The 22952-nt window shown below is 60.2% G+C and carries 24 protein-coding genes; 8 read left to right on the top strand and 16 right to left on the bottom strand.

Annotated elements, in window-relative coordinates:
• Window positions 1-264: 264 nt before the first annotated feature.
• Window positions 265-885: a Hint domain-containing protein gene (locus THS5294_RS15940; protein ID WP_058124512.1), complete on the top strand. Its 621-nt coding sequence runs from the start codon at window positions 265-267 to the stop codon at window positions 883-885.
• A 12-nt stretch (window positions 886-897) separates the two neighbouring features.
• On the opposite strand, the gene THS5294_RS15935 is transcribed toward THS5294_RS15940, so the two are convergent.
• Window positions 898-1398 (bottom strand): Lrp/AsnC family transcriptional regulator, encoded by a 501-nt coding sequence (locus THS5294_RS15935; RefSeq protein WP_038004469.1) that lies wholly within the window; start codon window positions 1396-1398, stop codon window positions 898-900.
• A 170-nt stretch (window positions 1399-1568) separates the two neighbouring features.
• Between THS5294_RS15935 and trxB the strand changes: the two genes are divergently transcribed.
• Together trxB and THS5294_RS15925 are read left to right on the top strand one after the other, a co-directional pair.
• Window positions 1569-2525 (top strand): thioredoxin-disulfide reductase, encoded by a 957-nt coding sequence (gene trxB, locus THS5294_RS15930; RefSeq protein ID WP_038004466.1) that lies wholly within the window; start codon window positions 1569-1571, stop codon window positions 2523-2525.
• A 179-nt stretch (window positions 2526-2704) separates the two neighbouring features.
• Complete coding sequence (locus THS5294_RS15925) at window positions 2705-4771, top strand: bifunctional sulfate adenylyltransferase/adenylylsulfate kinase (protein WP_058124511.1); 2067 nt, start codon at window positions 2705-2707, stop codon at window positions 4769-4771.
• Window positions 4772-4840: 69 nt separating this feature from the next.
• Here the strand turns inward: THS5294_RS15925 and THS5294_RS15920 are convergent, their stop codons facing one another.
• Entirely contained in the window at window positions 4841-5071 is a 231-nt protein-coding gene (locus THS5294_RS15920) for a DUF1150 family protein (RefSeq protein ID WP_038004460.1), read from the bottom strand.
• Between the two features lie 4 nt (window positions 5072-5075).
• Window positions 5076-5489, bottom strand: a complete 414-nt coding sequence (locus THS5294_RS15915; protein WP_038004458.1) for an Hsp20 family protein — start codon at window positions 5487-5489, stop codon at window positions 5076-5078.
• A 176-nt stretch (window positions 5490-5665) separates the two neighbouring features.
• On the opposite strand from THS5294_RS15915, the gene THS5294_RS15910 reads away from it, so the two are divergent.
• Genes THS5294_RS15910 through THS5294_RS15900 form a run of 3 tightly spaced genes read left to right on the top strand, consistent with a single transcriptional unit; the run spans window position 5666 to window position 7450 of the window.
• On the top strand, window positions 5666-5887 hold the full coding sequence (locus THS5294_RS15910; protein ID WP_038004456.1) for a YdcH family protein: 222 nt from the start codon (window positions 5666-5668) through the stop codon (window positions 5885-5887).
• 14 nt (window positions 5888-5901) lie between these two features.
• Window positions 5902-6390: a 5-(carboxyamino)imidazole ribonucleotide mutase gene (purE, locus tag THS5294_RS15905; RefSeq protein WP_058124510.1), complete on the top strand. Its 489-nt coding sequence runs from the start codon at window positions 5902-5904 to the stop codon at window positions 6388-6390.
• Window positions 6383-7450 carry a 5-(carboxyamino)imidazole ribonucleotide synthase gene (locus THS5294_RS15900; RefSeq protein ID WP_058124509.1) on the top strand — a complete coding sequence of 356 codons (1068 nt, stop codon included), beginning with the start codon at window positions 6383-6385 and terminating at the stop codon, window positions 7448-7450. Before purE ends, THS5294_RS15900 begins: the two co-directional genes overlap by 8 nt.
• 336 nt (window positions 7451-7786) lie before the next feature.
• Here THS5294_RS15900 and pgeF read toward each other — a convergent pair whose 3' ends face one another.
• Genes pgeF through lgt form a run of 3 tightly spaced genes read right to left on the bottom strand, consistent with a single transcriptional unit; the run spans window position 7787 to window position 10462 of the window.
• On the bottom strand, window positions 7787-8536 hold the full coding sequence (gene pgeF, locus THS5294_RS15895) for a peptidoglycan editing factor PgeF (protein WP_058124508.1): 750 nt from the start codon (window positions 8534-8536) through the stop codon (window positions 7787-7789).
• A gap of 16 nt (window positions 8537-8552) precedes the next feature.
• Window positions 8553-9605: a class I SAM-dependent methyltransferase gene (locus tag THS5294_RS15890; RefSeq protein ID WP_058124789.1), complete on the bottom strand. Its 1053-nt coding sequence runs from the start codon at window positions 9603-9605 to the stop codon at window positions 8553-8555.
• The gene (gene lgt / locus THS5294_RS15885; RefSeq protein ID WP_058124788.1) at window positions 9602-10462 is read right to left on the bottom strand and encodes a prolipoprotein diacylglyceryl transferase; all 861 of its coding nucleotides are present in this window, start codon (window positions 10460-10462) and stop codon (window positions 9602-9604) included. The genes THS5294_RS15890 and lgt overlap by 4 nt, the downstream gene beginning before the upstream one ends.
• Window positions 10463-10576: 114 nt before the next feature.
• Between lgt and THS5294_RS15880 the strand changes: the two genes are divergently transcribed.
• A complete protein-coding gene (locus tag THS5294_RS15880) occupies window positions 10577-10825 on the top strand; it encodes an accessory factor UbiK family protein (protein WP_038004448.1) in 249 nt (82 codons plus the stop codon).
• 48 nt (window positions 10826-10873) lie between these two features.
• Window positions 10874-11584: a ligase-associated DNA damage response endonuclease PdeM gene (gene pdeM, locus THS5294_RS15875; RefSeq protein ID WP_038004445.1), complete on the top strand. Its 711-nt coding sequence runs from the start codon at window positions 10874-10876 to the stop codon at window positions 11582-11584.
• Here the strand turns inward: pdeM and folD are convergent.
• From folD to tolR, 10 genes are all read right to left on the bottom strand, one after another.
• On the bottom strand, window positions 11581-12480 hold the full coding sequence (folD, locus tag THS5294_RS15870; RefSeq protein ID WP_058124507.1) for a bifunctional methylenetetrahydrofolate dehydrogenase/methenyltetrahydrofolate cyclohydrolase FolD: 900 nt from the start codon (window positions 12478-12480) through the stop codon (window positions 11581-11583). The two genes, pdeM and folD, sit on opposite strands and share 4 nt — an antisense overlap.
• Window positions 12481-12668: 188 nt before the next feature.
• Complete coding sequence (locus tag THS5294_RS15865; protein WP_038004441.1) at window positions 12669-14345, bottom strand: formate--tetrahydrofolate ligase; 1677 nt, start codon at window positions 14343-14345, stop codon at window positions 12669-12671.
• A 326-nt stretch (window positions 14346-14671) separates the two neighbouring features.
• Window positions 14672-15259, bottom strand: coding sequence for an MOSC domain-containing protein (locus THS5294_RS15860; protein ID WP_058124506.1), 588 nt, complete (start codon window positions 15257-15259; stop codon window positions 14672-14674).
• A gap of 105 nt (window positions 15260-15364) precedes the next feature.
• Window positions 15365-17278 (bottom strand): ATP-dependent zinc metalloprotease FtsH, encoded by a 1914-nt coding sequence (ftsH, locus tag THS5294_RS15855; protein WP_038004435.1) that lies wholly within the window; start codon window positions 17276-17278, stop codon window positions 15365-15367.
• Window positions 17279-17354: 76 nt separating this feature from the next.
• Window positions 17355-18557, bottom strand: coding sequence for a tRNA lysidine(34) synthetase TilS (gene tilS / locus THS5294_RS15850; RefSeq protein ID WP_058124505.1), 1203 nt, complete (start codon window positions 18555-18557; stop codon window positions 17355-17357).
• On the bottom strand, window positions 18554-19411 hold the full coding sequence (locus THS5294_RS15845) for a tetratricopeptide repeat protein (RefSeq protein WP_058124504.1): 858 nt from the start codon (window positions 19409-19411) through the stop codon (window positions 18554-18556). The genes tilS and THS5294_RS15845 overlap by 4 nt, the downstream gene beginning before the upstream one ends.
• 3 nt (window positions 19412-19414) lie before the next feature.
• On the bottom strand, window positions 19415-19945 hold the full coding sequence (gene pal, locus THS5294_RS15840) for a peptidoglycan-associated lipoprotein Pal (RefSeq protein ID WP_058124503.1): 531 nt from the start codon (window positions 19943-19945) through the stop codon (window positions 19415-19417).
• 65 nt (window positions 19946-20010) lie between these two features.
• Window positions 20011-21333 carry a Tol-Pal system beta propeller repeat protein TolB gene (gene tolB, locus THS5294_RS15835; RefSeq protein WP_058124502.1) on the bottom strand — a complete coding sequence of 441 codons (1323 nt, stop codon included), beginning with the start codon at window positions 21331-21333 and terminating at the stop codon, window positions 20011-20013.
• Window position 21334: 1 nt separating this feature from the next.
• Window positions 21335-22468 carry a cell envelope integrity protein TolA gene (gene tolA / locus THS5294_RS15830; RefSeq protein WP_058124501.1) on the bottom strand — a complete coding sequence of 378 codons (1134 nt, stop codon included), beginning with the start codon at window positions 22466-22468 and terminating at the stop codon, window positions 21335-21337.
• Window positions 22469-22474: 6 nt separating this feature from the next.
• Window positions 22475-22951 (bottom strand): protein TolR, encoded by a 477-nt coding sequence (gene tolR, locus THS5294_RS15825; protein ID WP_038004428.1) that lies wholly within the window; start codon window positions 22949-22951, stop codon window positions 22475-22477.
• Window position 22952 lies beyond the last annotated feature (1 nt).

Raw genomic sequence — 22952 nt, 5'->3', positions numbered from 1 at the left:
GCGGCGCTACAGTGGCCGCCCAAGGCATGCACTGTCGCCGAAACCTATTGTTTCTTTTACAGAACTTGAGTTGACGGCAGGCATCAGGCAACACTAGAGCCATCACGGTGGGGGCCGTCATGCTGAAAGTCTGCCATGAATTCCGCCTTCAGGTCGCCCCCCCATACGCGCCCTTCACAACAGACAGCCGCACTCCGGCCCCACGGCTCATTCGACCTGGCATGGCTCAACACACAAGGGCACCCGGAATGGGACACTCGGGTTTTGCCTGTATCAGATGTGATAGACGCGGCAGTCTCTAGCCTTGCTCGGGGCACCCTGCTCAGCACGCCTGACGGACAGATCGCAGTTGAAGATTTGAACCCCGGCGTGATGGTTAACACGGCCATTGGCCCACCGGCGCAGGTGCAGTGGATCGGCTCTCGCTGCTATCCCGAAGGTACCGCCCCGAGCACCGAAAAGCGCGCGCCGCTGTACCGGGTCTGCGCCGGGACGTTTGGCCATAACGCACCGGCCCACGATTTGGTTCTGGCCCATTCTGCAGCCGTTCTGCTGCGCACTCCCGCATGTCGCAAGCTGATTGGTCAGGACATGGGCTTTGCGCCAATCACTGCCTTTGAAGACAGCTATAACGTCACCCGCATCCTGCCCGCTGGTGAGATGACCGTGTACAATATCGCCCTACGAAACCATGAGGCAATCATTGCAAACGGCCTCCCAGTTGAGAGTTTTCACCCCTGCCGAAACGCGAACCACCTGTTGAACCAAGACGGCCTGCGCGAACTGGCACGATTGTTCCCACACCTCAGTGCGCGCAACGGGTTTGGACCGCAGCGTGTGGCACATCTGTCTTTGTCAGAGACCCGCAGTCTTGGACTATTCTAGCGTGGCGCGCACTTAGGCGATTTGCTCAAGCCGCTGTTCCAGAACGTCAAATGGAACGCCCGGCTCGTCTTTGGCACCGCGAATTACCAATGAGGTTTTGACGCTCGCCACGTTTTCCGCAGATGTAAGCTGCCCGGTCAAAAAGCTTTGAAAGCTCGACAAATCCGGCGCCACACATTTCAGAATGAAATCAATTTCGCCGTTCAGCATGTGACACTCACGCACCAATGGCCACTCAGCACATTTGGCTTCAAACGCACTAAGGTCGGTTTCGGCTTGCGAATGCAGACCAACCATAGCGAACACTTGCACTTCAAAACCCAGCGCGCGGGCGTCTACATCGGCATGAAATCCACGGATATATCCGGCTTCTTCAAGGCTGCGGACACGGCGCAAACAGGGCGGTGCGCTGATGCCCACCCGCTTGGCCAACTCAACGTTGGTCATGCGCCCATCGGCCTGTAGCTCTGCTAGAATCATTCTATCGATTGGATCTAATTTTGATATCGCCACGGTCCGATTTCCTCCACGCCTCAATTTTCATATCTTACACTGCACACCAAACATGCGCAACAATGTTTCACCCCAACGCAAGAAATGCGAAGCTCTAATCGAGCCCTTCCATCCCTCGCCTGCGCCGCTTATATCGGGCTGCCAGCGTATTTTCAGGAGGCCGCGCGCCGATGTCCGACACCTCGCCCCAAACCCGCCACACCCGCGTTTTGATCATCGGCTCCGGCCCCGCAGGCTACACGGCGGCCGTCTATGCCTCGCGCGCGATGCTAGAGCCTGTGCTGATACAAGGCATCCAGCCCGGCGGACAGCTGACCATCACGACCGAGGTGGAAAATTGGCCTGGTGAAACCGAAATTCAAGGCCCCGATTTGATGGTGAACATGGAGGCGCACGCCCGCGCTGTCGGCACCGAAATCATCGCTGATTATATCGCGAGCATCGACCTGTCCAAGCGGCCCTTTACCGCCCAATCCGACAGCGGCATGGTCTACACGGCCGATGCTGTGATCCTGTGCACGGGCGCGCAAGCCAAGTGGCTGGGCCTACCTTCCGAAGAGAAATTCAAGGGCTTTGGCGTTTCCGCCTGCGCCACGTGCGATGGATTTTTCTATCGGGGCCAAGAGGTTGTCGTTATCGGCGGCGGGAACACTGCTGTGGAAGAGGCGCTGTTTCTTACGAACTTTGCGTCCAAGGTCACGCTTATCCACCGCCGCGACACGCTCCGTTCCGAGAAGATCTTGCAAGACCGACTGTTCAAGAACCCCAAGGTCGAGATCCTTTGGAACCACTCGGTTGATGAAGTCGTCGGCTCCGAGGCGCCGCTTGGCGTTGAGGGCGTAAAGGCCCGCCATGTGGATACTGGTGAAGTGACCGAAGTCCCCTGCAAAGGCTTTTTCGTCGCCATCGGCCATGCGCCTGCATCTGAGCTGGTCAAGGATCAACTCGAGACACACATGGGCGGCTACGTCGTCACAAAACCCGACAGCACGGCAACCTCGATCCCGGGGGTTTTTGCGGCAGGCGATCTGACCGACCACATTTACCGCCAAGCCGTCACCAGCGCGGGCATGGGCTGCATGGCTGCACTTGAGGCTGAGAAGTTCTTGGCCGAGGATGAGAGCTAGGGCCGCGGGCTTTGACCTAGCGCAAACCTCGACCGTTTCCTTATCCTCGGCGGACAGACAAAATTCCGCTCCATTTCAGGATCAAACCTGCGAAACACACCGTTTCGCAGGTTTTTTCTTTTCAAGACTAAAAATCCATGCAATGTGTTCACCACTGAACACATTGTGAATGTACGCCCGTGACCACCCCAAACCACGACACCGAACCCAACGACGACCTGCGATTTCGCCTTCTGCGGCAACTCGACGTAGCACCCGGCCAGTCGCAGCGCGCGACTGCAGTGGCATTGGGCATCTCACTTGGGCGGCTCAACACTTTGCTCCGCGCGCTAAGCGCGGAAGGCCTGATCGCCATTTCCGATCGGCCCGGCCCCGACAAACGGGCGCGGTTCAACTACACACTCACGACCAAAGGCGCAGCGACCAAGGCCCGCCTTGCGGATCAATTTCTAGCGCGCAAACGCGCCGAGTATCACGCTCTGCATGCCGAACTCTCCGGCTCTGGCAGCAGCTTTCTTCCTCCTCTCAATAGGACGCTTCCGATGAATTCCAATCTGACCCCAATTCAAGAACTCTATGTCAGCCAAGACAGCGCTCAGAAGCTGAAGATTGACGCTGGCGACCTGCCCAGCTGGGACCTGACCCCACGCCAGATTTGCGATCTTGAACTCCTGATGAACGGCGGCTTTAGCCCGCTCAAAGGATTTCTGGGCCAAGAGGATTACACCTCAGTCGTGGAAAACATGCGTCTTGCGGACGGCACGCTCTGGCCCATGCCCATCACGCTGGATGTATCAGAGGCATTTGCCGAGGGCATCGAGGCGGGCCAAGATATCGCGCTGCGCGACCAAGAGGGCGTGATCCTTGCGATCCTCTCGATTTCGGACGCGTACCGCCCCAACAAAGCCCGCGAGGCGGAGATGGTCTTCGGCGCAGACGATCTGGCGCACCCAGCGGTCAACTATCTGCACAACACGGCCGGACCCGTATATTTGGGCGGCGCGATCACGGGCATCCAGCCCCCCACTCACTATGATTTCCGTGCCCGTCGCGACACGCCCAATGAAATGCGCGCATACTTCCGCAAACTGGGCTGGCGCCGCATCGTTGCGTTCCAAACGCGCAACCCGCTGCACCGTGCCCACCAAGAACTGACGTTCCGCGCGGCCCGTGAGGCGCAAGCGAACCTACTATTGCACCCGGTTGTGGGCATGACCAAACCCGGCGACGTGGATCACTTCACACGCGTACGCTGCTATGAGGCGGTGCTCGACAAATACCCCCAAGCGACCACCTCCATGAGCCTTTTGAACCTTGCGATGCGCATGGCCGGCCCACGCGAGGCGGTTTGGCACGGGCTGATCCGTGCCAACCACGGCTGCACGCACTTTATCGTCGGCCGCGATCACGCGGGCCCCGGCAAGAACTCAGCCGGCGAAGATTTCTACGGCCCCTATGACGCGCAAGACCTATTCCGCACCCATCAGGAAGAAATGGGCATCGAAATGGTCGACTTTAAGCACATGGTCTATGTGCAGGAGCGCGCCCAGTACGAACCCAGCGATGAGATCACCGATAAGGATGATGTGACCATCCTCAACATCTCGGGCACGGAATTGCGCCGCCGCCTGCGTGAAGGCCTAGAGATCCCTGAGTGGTTCTCATTCCCTGAGGTCGTGAATGAATTGCGCCGCACCTCGCCGCCCCGGTCTCAGCAGGGTTTCACCGTGTTCTTCACCGGGCTTTCAGGCTCGGGCAAATCCACCATCGCGAACGCCATGATGGTCAAGCTGATGGAAATGGGTGGGCGTCCTGTGACGCTGCTTGATGGGGATATCGTACGCAAAAACCTGTCCTCGGAGCTGGGTTTCAGCAAAGAGCACCGTGACCTGAACATCCGCCGCATTGGTTATGTTGCCAGCGAGATCACCAAAAACGGCGGGATCGCGATCTGTGCGCCCATCGCGCCCTACACCGCCACCCGCCGAGCCGTGCGCGAAGACATTGAGCAGTTTGGTGCCTTTGTTGAAGTCCACGTCGCCACTGCCCTAGAGGAATGTGAACGGCGGGATCGCAAGGGCCTCTATAAGCTGGCGCGCGAGGGTAAGATCAAAGAATTCACCGGGATTTCCGATCCCTATGAGGCCCCCACCGCAGCCGAGCTGGTGGTCGATACCGAAGGGTATGAGGTGGACAATTGCGCCCAGCAGGTTCTGCTTAAACTTGAAAGCATGGGGCTGATTTAGGCCAAATAGGCTCCGGGCCCTAAGCCCAAATGACAGGCTATGGCGGGGATGACCCCGCCATACGTCGTTTTAGTGGACGCTCACCGGCGTGAGGTCATTCTGGCGGGCCAGCACAAATGCCAGCTTGCGGTCCCGGACCAGCGCCAACTGCTGACCGTTGGGCCGGTGCAAGGCGTAAAGGGTTCCCACGTCGCCCGCTTCCGCGCGCACGGCTTCGGGTAAATCCGCCACCTCAACCGGGCGCACGTAGACCAGTGGCGTGTCGCCCTCAGGGGCTTTGATGTCAAAATTCTCTGTCATGTGCTTACCCTTTCTTGATCTTGATCGTTTGAACAACGGTCTCTGGCACTGAGCGTTTCATATCCACGTGCAGCAATCCGTTCTCCATCGCGGCACCCGCCACTTCGACGCCATCCGCCAACACAAATGACCGCTGGAATTGCCGCGCGGCGATGCCACGGTGCAAAAACACGCGCCCCTCGCTGTCGTCCGTAGACCGCCCACGGATCACCAGTTGCTTGTCTTCAAGAGTGATCGACAGATCCTCTTCGGCAAAGCCAGCCACAGCCAGCGTGATCCGGAATGCATTCTCAGACGTTTGTTCGATATTATAGGGCGGATATCCGTCGTTTCCGGATTTCGCAGTCCGCTCAACCAGCCGCTCCAGCTCATCAAAGCCGAGCAAAAACGGATGGGTAGCCAAGGTAAGTTTCGTCATCAGGTAACCCTTCGAAAAGCGATTAACGCACACAAAGGCCCGGCACGCGGCACCCTGCGCATGGAAATAATATGGGATTGCATCGTCTTTGATGCAATGCCCCTTTGCTTGAGACCTAAAATGACGCTAAGAAAAGCTTTCACGTCACGTGACCTTGATGCCGATAGCTGCCACCCATGACGCCACAGCCTGACAAGATGACCCACGAAGAGGTCCTCCGTGTAAAACTAGAAGTTTTGCGCCGAGAGCACCGCGACCTTGATGTGGCTATTGATGCGCTGGGTGGTCAGGCCACCGCTGACCAGCTGACGCTGCGCCGGCTCAAGAAACAAAAGCTTCACCTAAAAGACCAGATCGCACGGGTCGAGGACGAGCTTACCCCCGATATTATCGCATAAAAAGGACGGCGAAAATGACAACACCGCCTGTCGGTATCATCATGGGCAGCCAATCGGATTGGCCCACGATGAAGGAAGCCGCTTCTGTTTTGGATGATCTTGGCATCGCTTATGAGGCTCGCATTGTGTCGGCGCATCGCACGCCGGATCGTTTGTGGGACTACGGCCGGGAGGCTGTTAGCCGCGGCCTTCAGGTGATTATCGCGGGGGCTGGTGGTGCTGCACATTTGCCCGGCATGATGGCGTCCAAGACGCGGGTCCCTGTGATCGGTGTGCCGGTCCAGACCAAGGCACTGTCCGGGGTGGATAGTCTTTATTCCATCGTACAGATGCCCAAGGGCTATCCGGTTGCGACCATGGCCATTGGCGCGGCAGGTGCCGCCAACGCGGGCCTGATGGCGGCGGGAATTCTGGCGCTTCAAGACCCTGCATTGGCAGAGCGTTTGGATGCGTGGCGCGCGGCCCTTTCCGCCTCTATCCCGCAGGAGCCGACCGATGAGTGATGCCCTCCCAGCAGGCAGCGTGATTGGTATTTTAGGCGGTGGACAGCTGGGGCGCATGCTGTCGGTTGCGGCGTCACGACTGGGCTATCGGTGCCACATTTTTGAACCCGGCGCGCAGCCCCCTGCGGGCCATGTGGCTGAGCAGGTCACGACCGCCTCCTACGATGACCACGCCGCCCTGCGCGCATTTGCCGACGCGGTGGATGTCATCACCTATGAATTCGAGAATATCCCAACGGCCGCGCTGGACCTGCTGGAAACGCTCAAACCCATCCGGCCCGGCCGCGCCGCGCTTGCCGCGTCTCAGGACCGTTTGACAGAAAAGACGTTCCTTCAGGAATTGGGCCTGCAAACCGCCCCGTTTGCGGACGTCAGCGATGCTGCCAGCTTGGATGCCGCGATTGCTGCAATCGGGGCACCCGCGATCCTCAAAACCCGCACCTTGGGCTATGATGGCAAGGGCCAAGCCCGCCTCAAAACAGCCGATGACGCGGCTGAGGCGCTGGCATCGATGGCAGGTGCGCCCGCGATCCTTGAGGGGTTTGTTGATTTCAGCCACGAGGTTTCGGTCATCGCGGCGCGAGGCCTCACCGGTGAGGTCGTTTGTTATGATCCCGGCGAAAACGTCCACCGGGATGGCATCTTGCACACAACAACCGTGCCTGCCCGCCTCAGTGGCAGCCAACGAATGGACGCTGCACTTCTTGCGGGCAAGATTCTGACCTCGCTCGATTATGTTGGCGTGATGGGGGTTGAGCTGTTCGTGACCCCCGGCGGCCTAATCGTCAATGAGATCGCCCCACGCGTCCACAACTCAGGCCACTGGACCCAAGCGGGTTGCGCCGTAGATCAGTTTGAGCAGCACATTCGTGCAGTCGTCGGCCTGCCCTTGGGCGATGGTCAGCGTCACGCAGATGTTGAGATGCTTAACCTAATCGGGGACGATGTCGCCGACCTAAACACGCAGATGCGCGCCACACGCACGCAGGTTCACCTATACGGCAAGGCAGAAGCCAAGCCCGGCCGCAAAATGGGCCATGTGAACCGCGTTTTGGGCTAAAATAAAAAGGGCACGCCCCGCAAAGGACGTGCCCGTGTTACTTCATAAAAATTACTTTTTACGAGCAGCCGCGCAACGGCACGACGCCCCTCGCTAAATCCCCCAAGCCCTTGGATTTCGCTTCCATGTCTGGGCCTCGGTGTGCCCCGGGCGATCCCCACCGCCCGAAACGCTCTCCCTACAGGGGAGGGCCTTGTAGCTTTAAAATCATGCGCATTGGACCGTCTCGCAACACTTTTCCCGAGAATGCGCTGCATAAGCGGTCCACTGTTTCGCCGTCAGCATTAACAAACGTTAACGACGGTTTTGTGTCAATACTGGAGAAAAATCGCGCCGCTACAGCCGAATCACTGAGATCAATCGCCCATAATCCGCCTCACCCTCATGGGTGGCGCGCCGATAGGAAAAGAACCGCGAGGGATCCGAATACGTGCAATGCTGGGTCCATTCCGCAGCCGCCACACCAAGCGCATTTAACCGCGATAGCCCGTACCCCGGCAGGTCAAAGAGGTACTTCTCCCCCACGCCCTTGGTAAAGAATGTTGCAGCCTCAGGAGCCTGTTCCATGAAGCGGTCAAGAAACTCGGGACCGACTTCATAGGCGGGCTGGCTGATTGAGGGGCCAATGGCCGCGCGGATATTGCCAACCGTCGCGCCCAGAGCCTCCATTTGTGCCACAGTCGCCTCCAGCACCCCGCCGATGGCGCCTTTCCACCCGGCGTGGGCTGCGCCGATCACGCGGGCCTTTGGGTCGTGGAACAACACGGGCTGGCAGTCGGCCGTTAGGATCGACAGGGCAACACCCGGTGTCGCGGTGACGATCCCGTCCGCCTCGCCCGCCGCGCGACCTGATCCAGTGACCGCGACCGCATCACCGGAGTGAACCTGATACACACTCGCCAATTCCGGCACATCCATCGCCGCCGCAACCCGCGCGCGGTTCAGCTTGACCGCGTCAGACATGTCCGATGATCCGCTGCCGCAGTTCAGCCCCTGAAACACGCCCGACGAAGCCCCGCCCTTGCGCGTGAAAAACCCGTGCGGAACAGTGCCCAGCACTTCAGATTTGAGGATTTCGAGCCCCATCAAACGACCCCGCCCACTATACAAACCCCGGAGGAAACTGACCGCCCTTTGGTCCAAGGGCAATCGCTTTGAACAGGTGACCCATTTCATCCGGATGGGTCAAGCGCCGGTGCGCCGCAATATGCGCGTCCAGTGCAGCCCCTGTCAGGCCTTTGGCCAGCGTTTGGGCGCGGGTCGTGATGCCCAGACGTTCTAACAGAACACCCTGAGGGATCATCGCGCTAGCCTGCCCGTTGGCTGCCTGCGCAATCGCTTCAAAATCTACATGCGCCGTCAGATCGGCGGCACCGGGGGCCGCAAGGATCGGTTCAGGCGTGTGGGCACGCAGGGCTTGGACCGTATCACCCAGCGACCGCCAATCGCCATAATCCACAATGATCGCACAGCCACCATCAGCCACACGGGCCGCAACCTCTGCCACGATGCTAGGCAACGCAGGACACATTTCAACGATGTCTCCCGGCTGGGTATCGCTGTGGCGACCCGGCACGGCACCGGGCGCGGGGCGCAGCGTCAGTTGCAAGGTCCCATCTGCATCCAACCCCACACACACCTCGGCCCAATCGACCTTTTGTCGTTGGAACTGGCGGATCGGTAGCGCATCAAAGAATTCATTCGCCAATAAGAACAGCGGCACATCCGCAGGGATTTGATCAACACTGTCGACCCATTTTGCGTCCGGCACGCGGGTCGCCTGTGCACGGCGCAGCACCTCAGATGCCTCAACAAACACAACCCGTGCGGCCTCAACGAAGCCGGGCACGGCTCGGCCCACGCGCAACACATCGGCCATCAAGGTGCCACGTCCGGGGCCAAGCTCCGCAAGGATGAACCGAGACGGTCGCCCCTGTTCCATCCAAGCTTGCGCCATGCACAGGCCCAGCATTTCGCCAAACATCTGGCTGATTTCGGGCGCGGTTGTAAAATCACCTGCTGCGCCAAAGGGGTCGCGCGTTGTGTAGTAGCCGTGGGTCGGGTGCAGCAGGCATTCAGCCATGTAGCTCGACATCGAAATCGGGCCGTCTGCGCGGATGCGAGCGACAAGGATATCGGTCAAGGGCGTGGTCATCGCCGCGCTGCCCACTTCGCAAGGGACACCCCGATCAATAGCATCGGAACCGACAGCAGCTGCCCCATCGTCAGCCCCAAAAACACCTGCCCGAGTGGATTATCCGGCGTGATGAACTGCGCATCAGGCTGGCGGAACCCTTCGACAATAACCCGAGCGGCACCGTATCCAGCAACGAACAGTCCCATAATCAGGCCGGGTTTGAGAAAACCTCGCAGCCTGAGCGCAACAAAGACCAGCACGGCGAACAGGGCGAACCCCTCAAGCCCCGCTTGGTACAATTGCGACGGGTGGCGCACACATGGATCGCCACAGGCTTGGGCCGCAGCGCCGGGAAAAATCACACCCCATGGCACGTCTGTCGGTCGGCCCCAAAGTTCTGCGTTGATGAAGTTCGCAAGCCGCCCCAGCATCAGCCCGATCGGCACGGAAATCGCGATCAGATCACCTGTGCTGAGCCACGGCAAACCATTGCGGCGCACGAAAATGACAGCCGCCACAACCACCCCAAGGAAGCCGCCATGAAACGCCATGCCCCCTTGCCAAACCATCAGGATTTCCGCCGGATGCGCGAGGTAGTAGGCCGGTTGATAGAACAGCACAAATCCGAGCCGCCCCCCAAGAACGACGCCCAAAACTGCCCACGTCATGAAATCCTCAACCTGGGCGGCAGTCATAGGCGCTTGACCCGCAGGCCACAGCCCGGGCCGCTGCACCAGCCACCGCGCAAATGCCCACGCAAAGCCCAGCCCCGCGATATAGGCCAACGCATACCACCGCAGCGAAAATTCGAATGACCCCAGCGACAGCGTGAAAATCTCGGGCGAAAGGTTCGGGAAGGGAATAGCAGCTAACATAGTCGATGGATCAGCCGCCCGCCGCCGGATGTCAACGGGTGCGACAGCAACAAGGTTGCGAGCCAGCCTCGCGCGGCCCATATAAGGGCCAGCACATAGCCAAAAGGGGCCACCATGCAGACGCGCAACAAAATCTTTGACGACCTAGGCCAATTGATGACGAACGCCATGGGCGTGGCTCAGGGCGCCAAGGATGAGGCCGAAACGGCAATGAAATCCTTGATGGACCGCTGGCTGGCCGACCGCGATTTCGTCACACGCGAAGAATTCGATGCCGTGCGCACAATGGCGCAGAAAGCCCGCGAAGAGAACGCCGCACTCTTGGCGCGCCTTGAGGCTTTGGAAAGCGATAACAACAAGTAGTAGCGGTCGGCTCTTCCATTTCCGCAAGAAGTGGTATCTGTTGACGTTATGGAAGGTTACGCTTTTGAATTTGCACAGGCGCAGCTGACGGCCCTGCCGTCAGGCGCACTTTGGTGGCACGGTCGCCAATGTTTAATTGTCTCGGATCTGCATTTGGGCAAGTCCGAACGTATTGCACGGCGCGGCGGCAGCTTGTTGCCGCCCTATGAAACAACAGACACCCTTACCCGGCTCGATCATGACATCATGACCACCGGCGCACGCATTGTGGTGTGTCTGGGTGATACCTTTGACGACATGGACTCAGAGCAGGCCCTGTCCGAGGAACATCGCACCTGGATTGAGCGGCTGATGGCCGGGCGGCGCTGGGTCTGGATCGCGGGCAACCACGATCCTGCCCCGCTTGAGCTTGGCGGCACGCATCTAGATGCCTTTTATGAGCCGCCCCTGATCTTTCGCCATATTGCGACGGGCAGCGCGCGGGGCGAAGTGTCGGGGCATTACCACCCCAAGGCGCGCGTGGCCCTACAAGGTCGCAGCTTATCGCGGCCATGCTTTCTAAGGGATGAAATGCGCCTGATACTGCCGGCTTATGGCACGTACACGGGCGGGCTCCGGTCCAGCGATGCTGCGTTGACTACGATGATGGAACCACGAGCCACCGCCATCCTGACCGGCACGCCGATGGTCGAAATCCCGATGCCGCGGGGCGCAGCACCTACAGCGCCTCAGCGACCCTCCTTGGCGCAACCGCGCTAGGCGGTTAAGCCTTCGGGCGCTGGCAGGCCGTTGGCACGGCAGCACGCCGTCAACGTGTTGGCCAGCAGGCATGCGATGGTCATCGGACCTACACCGCCGGGAACAGGCGTGATCGCGCCGGCCACTTCGGCGCAGCTTTCGTAATGCACGTCCCCCACAAGGCGCGTTTTGCCTTCGCCCTTTTCGGGGGCCGGGATACGGTTGATGCCCACGTCGATGACCGTCGCGCCGGGCTTGATCCAATCGCCGGGGACCATTTCGGCACGGCCAACGGCCGCGACCACGATATCGGCGCGCTTGACCACCGCCGCCAAATCCTTGGTCCGCGAGTGCGCGATCGTCACTGTGCAGCTATCGCCCAGCAGCAGCTGCGCCATCGGCTTGCCCACGATGTTGGAGCGGCCCACCACGACGGCGTCCATCCCGCTAAGCGAGCCGTGATAGTCACGCAGCATCATCAGGCATCCTAGCGGCGTGCAGGGCACCATCGCGTCCTGACCTGTGCCCAGCAAACCGACATTGGAGATATGGAACCCATCGACATCCTTGGCAGGGTCGATCGAATTGATCACCAGATCAGAATCGAGGTGATCCGGCAGCGGTAATTGCACGAGGATGCCATGAATGTCGGCATCGGCGTTCAGCTCAGCAATGAGGCTAAGCAATGTGTCTTCGGGGGTGTCTGCGGGCAGGCGATGCTCAACCGAGGTCATGCCGACCTCAACCGTCATCTTGCCCTTGGACTTGACGTAAACTTGGCTTGCGGGATCTTCGCCCACCAAAACTACGGCAAGGCCCGGCTTGATCCCGTGATCTGCACGCAATTGCGCCACGTGATCGGCCACTTGCCCGCGCACTTTGGCGGCAAACGCTTTTCCGTCGATGATCTGCGCCATGTTAACGCCTCCTTAACATATTGTTGGCCAACACTGGGGTGCGGCGGATTTTGTGGAAACCCATAGGGCGCGCTGCGCATCGCAGCCATGTGTCATATGACGCCATGGACCAAGAAACCGGGCGGATGTGTTGAGTACTGAGTAATCTTGTTACCCGCCCGGTGTTGGTCTTTGGATGGTCTATGACCCTAGAACAGGCCTTCGATTTGGCCTGCGTCGTTCAGGTGAATGGCCTCAGCGGAGGGCACACGGGGCAGACCCGGCATGGTCATGATCTCACCGCAGACAACAACCACGAACCCGGCACCCGCGCTCAGACGGACTTCGCGCACGGGCACAGAGTGGCCTGTAGGCGCGCCGCGTTGGGTCGGATCGGTTGAGAAGCTGTATTGCGTTTTGGCCATACAGATCGGCAGATGGCCATAGCCCTGCTCTTCCCAAAGACGCAGTTGGTCACGGATTTTCTTGTCCGCAATCACATCGTCCGCGCGGTAGATGCCTTTAGCGATACGCTCGATCTTTTCAAACAGGCTCAACTCGTCCGCATACAGCGGCGCGAATTGGCTAACGCCGCTGTCCGCGATTTCCGCCACGCGTGTCGCCAGTTCAGCGGACCCTTCCGAGCCCAATTCCCAGTGACGCGACAAGATCGCCTCAGACCCTTGGCTGACCACATAATCTTTGACGGCCTGCACTTCGGCGTCCGTGTCCGTGACAAAGTGGTTGATCGCGACAACTACCGGTACGCCAAAGCTTTTGAGGTTGCCGATGTGGCGCCCAAGGTTGGCACAACCGGCTTTCACGGCATCGACGTTTTCGGCGCCCAGATCAGCCTTGGCCACACCGCCGTTCATTTTCATCGCGCGCACTGTCGCAACGAGGACCACACAATCGGGCGCGAGACCCGCTTTGCGGCACTTAATGTTCATGAACTTCTCAGCACCAAGGTCGGCCCCAAAGCCTGCCTCAGTCACAACGTAATCCGCCGTCTTGAGCGCCGTGGTCGTTGCAATCACCGAGTTACAGCCATGAGCGATATTGGCGAATGGGCCGCCGTGCACAAAAGCCGGGTTATTTTCGAGCGTTTGCACCAAGTTGGGCTGCATCGCGTCCTTCAACAGCACGCTCATCGCGCCTTGCGCTTTGATATCGCGACAGAACACGGGCGTACGGTCACGGCGGTAAGCCACGATCATATCACCCAAGCGCTTCTCGAGATCCGCAAGATCGGTTGCAAGGCACAGGATCGCCATAACCTCAGAGGCCACAGTGATATCAAAGCCAGCTTCGCGGGGGAAACCGTTGGCCACACCACCCAGCGACGCCGTGATTTGACGCAGCGCACGGTCGTTCATGTCCACAACGCGCTTCCAAACAACGCGGCGGATGTCGATTTCGAGCTCATTACCCCAGTAGATGTGGTTGTCGATCATCGCGCTTAGCAGCGAGTGCGCCGAGGTGATCGCGTGGAAATCACCCGTGAAGTGGAGGTTCATGTCCTCCATCGGGACGATCTGCGCATAACCACCGCCAGCAGCGCCGCCCTTCATCCCAAAGTTTGGCCCAAGCGAGGCTTCGCGGATACAAACAGCGGCTTTTTTGCCGATGCGGTTCAGACCATCGCCCAGACCCACGGTTGTGGTCGTCTTGCCCTCACCCGCGGGGGTGGGGTTGATCGCGGTCACGAGGATCAGTTTGCCGTTGGGCTTGTCCTTGACGCTTTCGATGAAGGCTTGGCTCACTTTGGCTTTGTCGTGGCCGTAGGGCAGCAAATCCGCCGTGTCGATGCCCAGCTTCGCGCCGATCTCTTGGATGGGCTGCTTCGACGCCTCGCGGGCAATCTCGATATCGGTCTTATAGCTCATGCTGCTCTCCCTGCATGCACCCGTGGACGTGAAAATCCGCCACAGTCTTCATGTATACTTTGGCATATAGAGACGCGTCAGTGCCCACCGTGGTGCATTTCCGACAAAACGCGCATCGGAATCGTCCACCGAGGAAACAGACGTTTCAGATCGGAAACCCAGCGCACGGTGTATCGCGATAAACGCTTTGTTAACCGCTCAGAGGAATTTTCAGGCTCATTAAGCGGAGAGCCCCCCATGAACATTGAAACCCTCTATCTGCATTCCGGATTTTTGCTATTGGCGTGTAGCGTCATGATTAGCCTTATGACATCAACCGCCTAAGGCTATTCGCCCGTATAGGCCCATGCACGCTGATCAGGCACGTGGACAGTCACACTATCGCCGACACGGGCCGTGCCCTCACGCTCGACCCACGCGGTTACGCCGCGCAGGCCCCGCGCGGCCGCCTTGAACGCGCGGCCCTTGTCTGGGTGGGGCACGTCGATCTCAGCCGCTGGTAGGTGGCAGGGACGGTTTTGCATGTCCACAGTCAGGGTCGCGCCGTTGGCGATTTGCAAGCGGCTTGATGGCGGCAGGTGACTAAAATCCGGGATACCAGATACGACCATTGTCGCCCCAACCAACCAAGGGTCCAAGGTATCTACGCCCATTGCCTCTGCGATTTGCGCCAATTCCTCGGCTGAGACGACAGACAGCTGCCGCGTATTCTTGATCTCGGTGCCTCTGGGATACTGAGAGATCACCCGACTGCACGAAGGACGCGTCAGCCCACCATGGTCCTCTCCCGCGGGGCCAGCAAAAGACAGGGCCATTTCGCCCTGCGCAGTTGAAGCCAAGGCAGCCTCCCGGTCCGGGACGTGGCCAAGCCATACAATCTGGCCGGTTAGGTTCAGCGGTTTCAGTGCGGGCATCGTCGTCTCCTGTTGCTGCGGCCCATCTAGCCCTGCGTGCAGACAAAGAAAAACCCCCCACGCCAACGCGCAGGGGGTTTTGTGCAAGAAACGGAGTGGACCGTTTTAGGCCGAGGGCTCAGGCTCCATGTCGCCGCCCGAAGGCTTGGACTTAGGCTTTGTCTTGGGGATCGCCGTAACGCTGGTCCCGCCCGTGTTATGATCCTCATCATCGTCGCCCCGGTTCAGAGGCTCGCCGCGCATGACCTTTTTGATCTCAGGCCCCGTCAGCGTTTCATACTCCAGCAAGCCCTGAGCGAGGTTTTCCCACTCATCCCGCTTTTCCGTGAGGATGCGCTTGGCGGTCTCATAGCCGGTGTCGATGATCTCTTTGACCTTCTTGTCGATGATCTGTTGGGTCGCTTGGCTGTGGTTCGTGCCACCGCCGTAGTTACCCAGATAGGACTGCTGCTCATTCGCATAATCCACATGGCCCAACTCTTCGGCAAAACCGAACTGGGTGACCATCGCGCGGGCAATTTTGGACGATTGCTGAATGTCCGAGGTCGCACCCGAGGTCACATTCTCGGGGCCGAACTTCAGTTCTTCTGCAACCTTACCCCCCATCGCCATCGCAATCTTGGAGGTATACTTTTGCTTGCTCACCGACAGCTGATCACGCTCAGGCAATGACAGCACCAGACCCAGCGCACGACCGCGCGGGATGATCGTCGCTTTGTGGATCGGGTCGTGATCGGGCACATAAAGGCCAACCACCGCGTGGCCCGCTTCGTGGTACGCGGTCAGCGCCTTTTCATCCTCGGTCATGACCATCGAGCGCCGCTCTGCACCCATCATCACTTTGTCCTTGGCGGATTCGAAATCCTCCATTGTTACAAAGCGACGACCAACACGTGCGGCCATCAGAGCTGATTCGTTCACGAGGTTGGCCAGATCAGCACCCGAAAACCCGGGCGTGCCGCGTGCAATGATGCGCAGGTCAACGTCGGGGCCAAGCGGCACTTTGCGCGCGTGGACACCAAGAATTTTCTCACGGCCTTTGATGTCGGGATTGGGCACTTGCACCTGACGGTCAAACCGACCCGGCCGCAACAGCGCGGGGTCCAGAACGTCGGGGCGGTTGGTCGCGGCCACGATAATGATGCCTTCGTTGGCCTCAAAACCGTCCATCTCAACCAGAAGCTGGTTCAGCGTTTGCTCCCGCTCATCGTTGCCACCGCCGTAGCCTGCGCCACGGGACCGGCCCACGGCGTCAATCTCATCGATGAACACGATGCAAGGCGCGTTCTTCTTCGCCTGCTCAAACATGTCGCGCACACGGGAGGCACCCACACCCACAAACATCTCAACAAAGTCGGAACCCGAGATGGTGAAGAACGGCACACCCGCCTCACCGGCCACGGCCCGTGCGAGTAGCGTCTTACCCGTACCGGGAGGGCCCACAAGCAGCGCACCCTTCGGGATCTTACCACCCAAGCGGCTGAATTTCTGAGGATTTCTGAGGAATTCAACGATCTCTTCGAGATCATCTTTGGCCTCATCAATGCCCGCCACATCGTCAAACGTCACACGTCCCTGTTTTTCGGTGAGCAGTTTGGCCTTGGACTTACCAAAGCCCATTGCCCCACCTTTGCCGCCGCCCTGCATCCGGTTCATGAAGAAAATCCAGATGCCGATCAGCACGAGGAACGGCAACCAGAGGGAGATCGCGGACATAAATCCGGACTGTTCCTGCGGCTCTGCGCGGATGATGACTTCGTTATCCAAAAGCGTTTGGGTCACGTCCACATCAGCGGGCTTGATGGTCACTTGCTGTTGGCCATCCGCGCCGCGGAACAAAATACGCTCGCCGTCCAACGTCACGGAGTTCACTCCGCCGCCTTCGACCTGCGCGATAAAGTCCGAATAGGCTGCTGCGCGGGCATTGGACGACGACTGACCACCCGAGAACAGGTTGAACAAAGACAGGATCAGGACGAACAGAACGACCCAAAAGGCGATATTTCTCGCGTTACCCAAGGGGATACTCCTTCAAGTGTGGCGCGACGGGAGGATCACACCAGTTGCCCTAAAGATAAACGTGATGGGGCGAACTTCAACGGGATTCGAGGAATGTGATGAATGAGATGGGGATAAAAGCGTCCCAATCGCCTGTCAGTCCTGCCAAAGGCGCCGCCACGAGGGCGTCATCGACGAAAATTGCAGGCGTGGACACGAGGGATCGGCGTGGCAATCCGGTTGTGCGCCACGCTGGGCAATCGCGCAGATAATCCCCCAAGGCCACAATCCGCAGCGCGCCTGCCTCGGCGGGACCGATGATTTGCCAGCGGTGGTCCCACAATCCGCTCAAAGATGACTTCTCACACCTATTTGCCGCGTGCAGCTCTCGGCTTAACCGCAACGTTTCGCCTTGGACGGTCATCGCAACGCCCCCCAACGGTGCGCTGCCCTGCGACGTGGCCTGATCCAACCAGTTTTGCGTGGCCTGCCTGCGGGGTTTATAGGGGCTCGCTGACATCCATTGCACCGCAGCCGCCAAAATGCGTGAGACCAGCGCGGAGGGGGCCGCGCGCACAGCCGATGCATCGATCAACAGGTCGCCCGCCTCGGCCCGCACGTGGGTCTTGGCCCAGTTGAGCGCCGCATAGGCCAAAACGTCAGCCTCATCTTGCATCAGTTCGGCAGTTTGCAAAAGCCGCGCCCGGCTAAGGCCCAAGTCCGCCAGCGCATCTGCCATTTTGCGCGCGCGAATGCGATCAAACCGGGGGTCCTCATTCGATGGATCATCCACCCAATCCAAGCCCTCAGCACGCAACCAATCGCGCAAATCCGCCCGAGTTTCACCAAGCAGCGGTCGGATCACGCGGCCAGACACAGGCCTAATCCCCGCCAAGCCATCCACGCCAGAGCCGCGCGCAAGCCGCAGCAGCACCGTTTCGGCCTGATCATCCGCAGTGTGCCCCATCAGGATCGTGCCCGAGGTGGCCGCCAGCAGGACGCTGTGGCGCCCCCCACGCGCAGCGGCTTGGACATTGCCAACACCCGACCAATGCCACTCCAACACCTGATGTTCGACCCCGAGAGCCGCGCAATGCCGAGCGACCAGCGTAATTTCATCAGCCGCTTCGGGGCGCAAATTATGGTTAACACTTAACGCTGTGACGCGCGCGGCCCCCAAGGCACGCACGGCCAAATGCAGCGTTGCAATCGAATCCCCCCCGCCGGAACACGCCACGGCGACCGCATCCTCGGGGCAAAGCGTTCTGATCGCCTCAGCGGCGCGGGCCTCTAGCGTCACGAGCAGCCAAGCGTCGCCAGTGCGGCCTCAGCCTCAGCCACCTCGGCCGCCCCCGGAAAGCGGATACCGACCTCGGCCAACATCAAGCACGCCTCACCCGGTTGGCCGATCATATCCAACGCGCGACCAAGTTTCAGCAAAGCACCAGGCGCTTCGGGGCCGTTAGGCTCTAGGTTAAAACTGTCCAAATAGGCGCGGGCGGCGGGCTGCCACTCTCCCATTTGGCTCAGCGCGTCGCCGCGCAACAAGAACGCATCCAACGTCAGCGGGCCACCGGGATACGTCTGAGAAAACGCCTGTAGCTGGTCCGCGGCGGAAGCATAGTCCCCCGCCTCAAATGCATCACGCGCACGGGCGAAATCGCCTTGCTCACCCACGGCAAATTGCTCACCATCAACCTCGGGGCCAGGTGCAGGTGCCGGATTGATCGCGGGGCCTGTCGCCACCGCATCTGTCAGATCACCACCCAGTTTCGGCGTTTCACCGAGTGAGCCGATATCGCAGGCCGCTTCCAGCTCACACAGGCGGAACTCAAGATCACCGACCTTGTTTGTGCCATCTGCAACCACCCGCTGCACGCGCAGCTCAAGGTTTTCGGTAATGGCCGTCAGGCGGCGCATTTCCTGTTCAATCGCATCGAGCCGCTCAAGAACCGTGTCGCCAGAGACAACCGCCCCCGGCGCACTTGTGGTCGAAAGCTGTGTGCGCAACCGCTGCACTTCTACGAACAGAACCGTCAGTTCCTGCCGGATATCCGCCAGGGTCTGCTCCTGCGTTTGCTGCGCAGACAGCGGCGCGGCAAAGGCGAGAACAAAGGCCACTGGCGACCACAGTAAAAGTGCAGGCAGTTTCATAAGTTAGCTCCCCAGACCGGCGGCACCCAAGACCGTGACCGACCGGCGGTTTTGGCTATAGCAGGCTTCGGTTGAGCACAGCTCAATCGGGCGTTCCTTACCATAAGTAACGGTGCGCAGGCGGGCATCCGCGATGCCTTGGCTCACCAGATAATCACGTACCGATGCAGCCCGGCGCGCGCCCAGCGCAAGGTTGTATTCCCGCGTTCCCTGTTCATCGGCGTGGCCTTCGATCAGGGCAGTGTATTCCGGGTTGCGGGCCAAGAAATCAGCTTGGCCGGTCAGCGTGGCGCGGGCAGCCTCATCAATGGCGCTTTGATCCACGGCAAACAGCACACGGTCACCGATAGCTTGTTGAAAATACGCAGGCGAGGTCGGATCATCCACCGAGCCGGGCACAATTTGGCCATTGCTGCCCAGCGCGCCATCGCTGCCGGAGCCGCCAAAGCCGCCGCCGTCACCAAGGAACGGATTGCTGGTACACGCCGACAGCGCGAGGGCGGCCAGCAACATAATGGGAGTGCGGAGGGTCATTTCAAACGTCCTTCTTGTGGGCACATGCGGGCAGCTCGTCCCCGCAGTGATGAGTATAACATGGCTTAGGGCAAAAGCGGACCCCATGCGGGGTCGCTTGCAGCATTGGGGGTCGGGACGCGTTGCAGGTTACGCCCCGAAATATCGACGGAGTACAAAGCAGGCGCCCCCTGCGCGCCACTGCTTTCGCGGGTGAACATGATGACGCGCCCATTGGGCGACCACGTGGGGCCTTCGTCAAGGAACGCCCCCGTGAGAAGCCGTTCCTCAGTCCCATTGGTTCGCATCACTCCAATATGGAACCGGCCAGCATTTTGCTTGGTAAAGGCGATCAAGTCACCGCGCGGGGACCACACGGGCGTGCCATAGCGCCCACGACCTTGGCTGACCCGCTGCGCGCTGCCGCCAGTGGCGGACATGATATAGATTTGCGGGCTGCCAGAGCGGTCGCTCTCAAACACGATCTGACGACCATCGGGAGAGAAGCTAGGCGCCGTCTCAATCGACGGGCCAGAGGTCAGCCGCCGCGACTGCCCCGAGCGCAGATCAAGCGTATAGATATCCGAGTTCCCACGCGCCGAAAGGCTGTAGACCACCGTCCGACCATCAGGTGAAAAGCGGGGCGCAAAGCTCATGTCGCCGCCTTGGTCACCGATCACACGACGGCGCAGGGTGGCTACATCCATCACATAGACCTGCGGAAAGCCGGTCTCATAGCTGGTGTAAAGGATCTGCTCGCCGTCAGGCGAAAAGCGGGGGGCCAGAACGATAGTGTCTGAGCTGGTCAGAAACGAAACATTCGCCCCGTCGTAATCCATAATTCCAAGACGCTTGCGGCGGTCATTCTTTGGCCCGGTCTCGGACACGAAAACAACGCGGCTATCGAAATAGCCCGCCTCACCGGTGATCCGGGCATAGACCGCATCCGAGACTTTGTGCGCCATCCGCCGCCACCCGTCTGTGGTGCCCACGAACTGCAACCCATCCCCAAGGGGGGCATCTGAAAACACATCAAACAAGCGGAACTGTACGGTCAAACGATTACCCTGAACGGTCACAGCCCCCGTGATCAGCGCCTGTGCATTGATCGCTTTCCAGTCGCTATAGGGGACCGTGCTGTCAAAACTGGTCACCCGAGAAATATGCGCCGAAGCCGGGATTTCCCGAAATAGGCCCGTGTTCGTCAGGTTGGCCGCAATAACTCGGCTGATATCTTGGGCCATATCGTTCGACGCCCGGTTTTGCGGCACAAAATCCGGGATCGCGACAGGGATCGGCTCAATCACGCCTTCGGTAATGGTGATCCGCAGCGGCCCGGGGCTTTGCGCCACGGCGGGGCCAGTCAAAATCGCCAGCGCTAGAAGGATACGGCTCAGAAGGGACAGCATATTAACGGATCCTCATCGATGAAGGGTCAAAGGTCATCTCGACCTCTTGCCAATGGTCATATTTCTCTTGGGGCAGGTCAAACCCCCGCGCGCCACAGCGTAGGATTGCGCGGCGACCTGCCTCATAGGCCTGTCGGGCGGTCGCTTCCGAGCCACCCTGGAACCCAGCCATGCGCAAAGAACTTGCAACAGGCGTGCCATCGGGGTTGAGGGCAAAGGCAATCGTCACAGCCGTTTGCGCCCAAACAGCGCCGGGGTCGACGTTCCAGCATGACTGCACAGCGACGCGGAAACCATCCCGTTCGCCACTGCTAAGCGGCGGGCCAGATGGTGCGGCAGCCACCGTTTGTTGCAACTCAGAAATCGCGCCCGCGATCCCAGAGGACGTGTCGGCCTCAGACTCTGGCGCGGGATCAGGGGTCGGCTCAACCACGGGCTCCTCCACAACTGGGGCCTCGGCCACAGCGACGGGTCGGCTTGGTTTGCGCTGCGGGCGCAAGGAAACCTCCGGTGCGCGCGATGGAATATCCGCTTCGGTGACAATCCGTGTGGTGGCCTCTGGTGGGGCGACGGGGTCTGGCGCGGCCTCCTCCGCGGGGGCATCGGCGGCCTCTGATGGTGTGGGGGCAGCTTCAACCACAGGGGCGGTTTCCGCCAGCGAGGGTGGCGCAGGTGTGGGTGCCACACGCGGGGCCGCCCGCGGCGTTGGCGGCGCATCAGAAATCGGCGCATCCGGATCCGACGGCGGAGGTACGGGTGGCTCGGGCGCTTGGGGCGCCTCTGGCTGCACTTCGGTGCGCGGCGGCGGTGTCAGGATCGCGACCTGAGGCGGAGAAGGTGCCTCGGGCGCAGGTTGCGGCGTCGGAGCCTCGGGCCGGGGGGTGGTTTCAACCTGTGGTGTCGCGATGTCAGATGTCTCAGGCGGGGGCGCAATCGGGGCGGAGGGCATCGGCACCTCGGCCGCAGGGGCGTCGGACACCAAGGCGTCAAACTCCGCGTTAGTCATCACGCTCACTTCGGTCACGGCAAACGGCTCTTCCGGCGGGGTCGGTTGCAACCACGCTCCCAACAGCGCCCAAAGGAAAATCAACCCATGGACCGTCCCGGAGACAATGAGGCCCTCGCGCATCTGCATGGGCGATCACTGTCCGTCCGCGTCGAGCGTTGGCCCGCCCGCGTCCGTCACCAGCCCCAAATTGCGGAAACCGCCCGCGTTGAGCGCGCCCATGACCTCCATCACCTGCGCATATGGCACGATGCCGTCGGCGCGCAGAAACACTTTGTCGGTGGTGCGCTCTGCGGCAATGGCCTGTAACCGGGTGACCAGTTCTTCGCGTGCCACTTCAGTGGATTGGATCAATACGGTGCCGTCAGCGGCGATTGTCACGGCCAGCGGTTCTTCTTGTTCATCCGGCAGCGGCCCTGCCGCCGTTTCGGGCAATTCGATGGGCACACCAGCGGTCAACAAAGGTGCCGCGACCATAAAGATGATCAGCAGCACCAACATCACATCCACAAAGGGTGTGACGTTGATTTCGGACATCGGCTGACTGCCACCGCCGCGCCGACGCCGTCCGCGCCGCCCGCCGCCACCCGATTGCATGACCCCGCCGCCCATG

The sequence above is a fragment of the Thalassobacter stenotrophicus genome (assembly GCF_001458315.1).
Taxonomy (GTDB): domain Bacteria; phylum Pseudomonadota; class Alphaproteobacteria; order Rhodobacterales; family Rhodobacteraceae; genus Thalassobacter; species Thalassobacter stenotrophicus.
The sequence above is the reverse complement of the archived record's forward strand: the minus strand, read 5'-3'. Positions and strand labels throughout refer to the sequence as shown.

Excerpts from the sequence above, each read along its gene's own strand:
- THS5294_RS15920 (WP_038004460.1), bottom strand. The coding sequence starts at position 5,071 with ATGACAGAGAATTTTGACATCAAAGCCCCTGAGGGCGACACGCCACTG.
- tolB (WP_058124502.1), bottom strand. The coding sequence starts at position 21,333 with ATGCTGTCCCTTCTGAGCCGTATCCTTCTAGCGCTGGCGATTTTGACT.
- THS5294_RS15900 (WP_058124509.1), top strand. The coding sequence starts at position 6,383 with ATGAGTGATGCCCTCCCAGCAGGCAGCGTGATTGGTATTTTAGGCGGT.
- lgt (WP_058124788.1), bottom strand. The coding sequence starts at position 10,462 with ATGTTAGCTGCTATTCCCTTCCCGAACCTTTCGCCCGAGATTTTCACG.
- THS5294_RS15845 (WP_058124504.1), bottom strand. The coding sequence starts at position 19,411 with ATGAAACTGCCTGCACTTTTACTGTGGTCGCCAGTGGCCTTTGTTCTC.
- THS5294_RS15860 (WP_058124506.1), bottom strand. The coding sequence starts at position 15,259 with ATGCCCGCACTGAAACCGCTGAACCTAACCGGCCAGATTGTATGGCTT.
- folD (WP_058124507.1), bottom strand. The coding sequence starts at position 12,480 with ATGGCGCAGATCATCGACGGAAAAGCGTTTGCCGCCAAAGTGCGCGGG.
- THS5294_RS15865 (WP_038004441.1), bottom strand. The coding sequence starts at position 14,345 with ATGAGCTATAAGACCGATATCGAGATTGCCCGCGAGGCGTCGAAGCAG.
- THS5294_RS15890 (WP_058124789.1), bottom strand. The coding sequence starts at position 9,605 with ATGACCACGCCCTTGACCGATATCCTTGTCGCTCGCATCCGCGCAGAC.
- pdeM (WP_038004445.1), top strand. The coding sequence starts at position 10,874 with ATGGAAGGTTACGCTTTTGAATTTGCACAGGCGCAGCTGACGGCCCTG.
- trxB (WP_038004466.1), top strand. The coding sequence starts at position 1,569 with ATGTCCGACACCTCGCCCCAAACCCGCCACACCCGCGTTTTGATCATC.
- tolR (WP_038004428.1), bottom strand. The coding sequence starts at position 22,951 with ATGGGCGGCGGGGTCATGCAATCGGGTGGCGGCGGGCGGCGCGGACGG.
- purE (WP_058124510.1), top strand. The coding sequence starts at position 5,902 with ATGACAACACCGCCTGTCGGTATCATCATGGGCAGCCAATCGGATTGG.
- THS5294_RS15915 (WP_038004458.1), bottom strand. The coding sequence starts at position 5,489 with ATGACGAAACTTACCTTGGCTACCCATCCGTTTTTGCTCGGCTTTGAT.
- pgeF (WP_058124508.1), bottom strand. The coding sequence starts at position 8,536 with ATGGGGCTCGAAATCCTCAAATCTGAAGTGCTGGGCACTGTTCCGCAC.
- THS5294_RS15910 (WP_038004456.1), top strand. The coding sequence starts at position 5,666 with ATGACGCCACAGCCTGACAAGATGACCCACGAAGAGGTCCTCCGTGTA.
- THS5294_RS15880 (WP_038004448.1), top strand. The coding sequence starts at position 10,577 with ATGCAGACGCGCAACAAAATCTTTGACGACCTAGGCCAATTGATGACG.
- tolA (WP_058124501.1), bottom strand. The coding sequence starts at position 22,468 with ATGCAGATGCGCGAGGGCCTCATTGTCTCCGGGACGGTCCATGGGTTG.
- pal (WP_058124503.1), bottom strand. The coding sequence starts at position 19,945 with ATGACCCTCCGCACTCCCATTATGTTGCTGGCCGCCCTCGCGCTGTCG.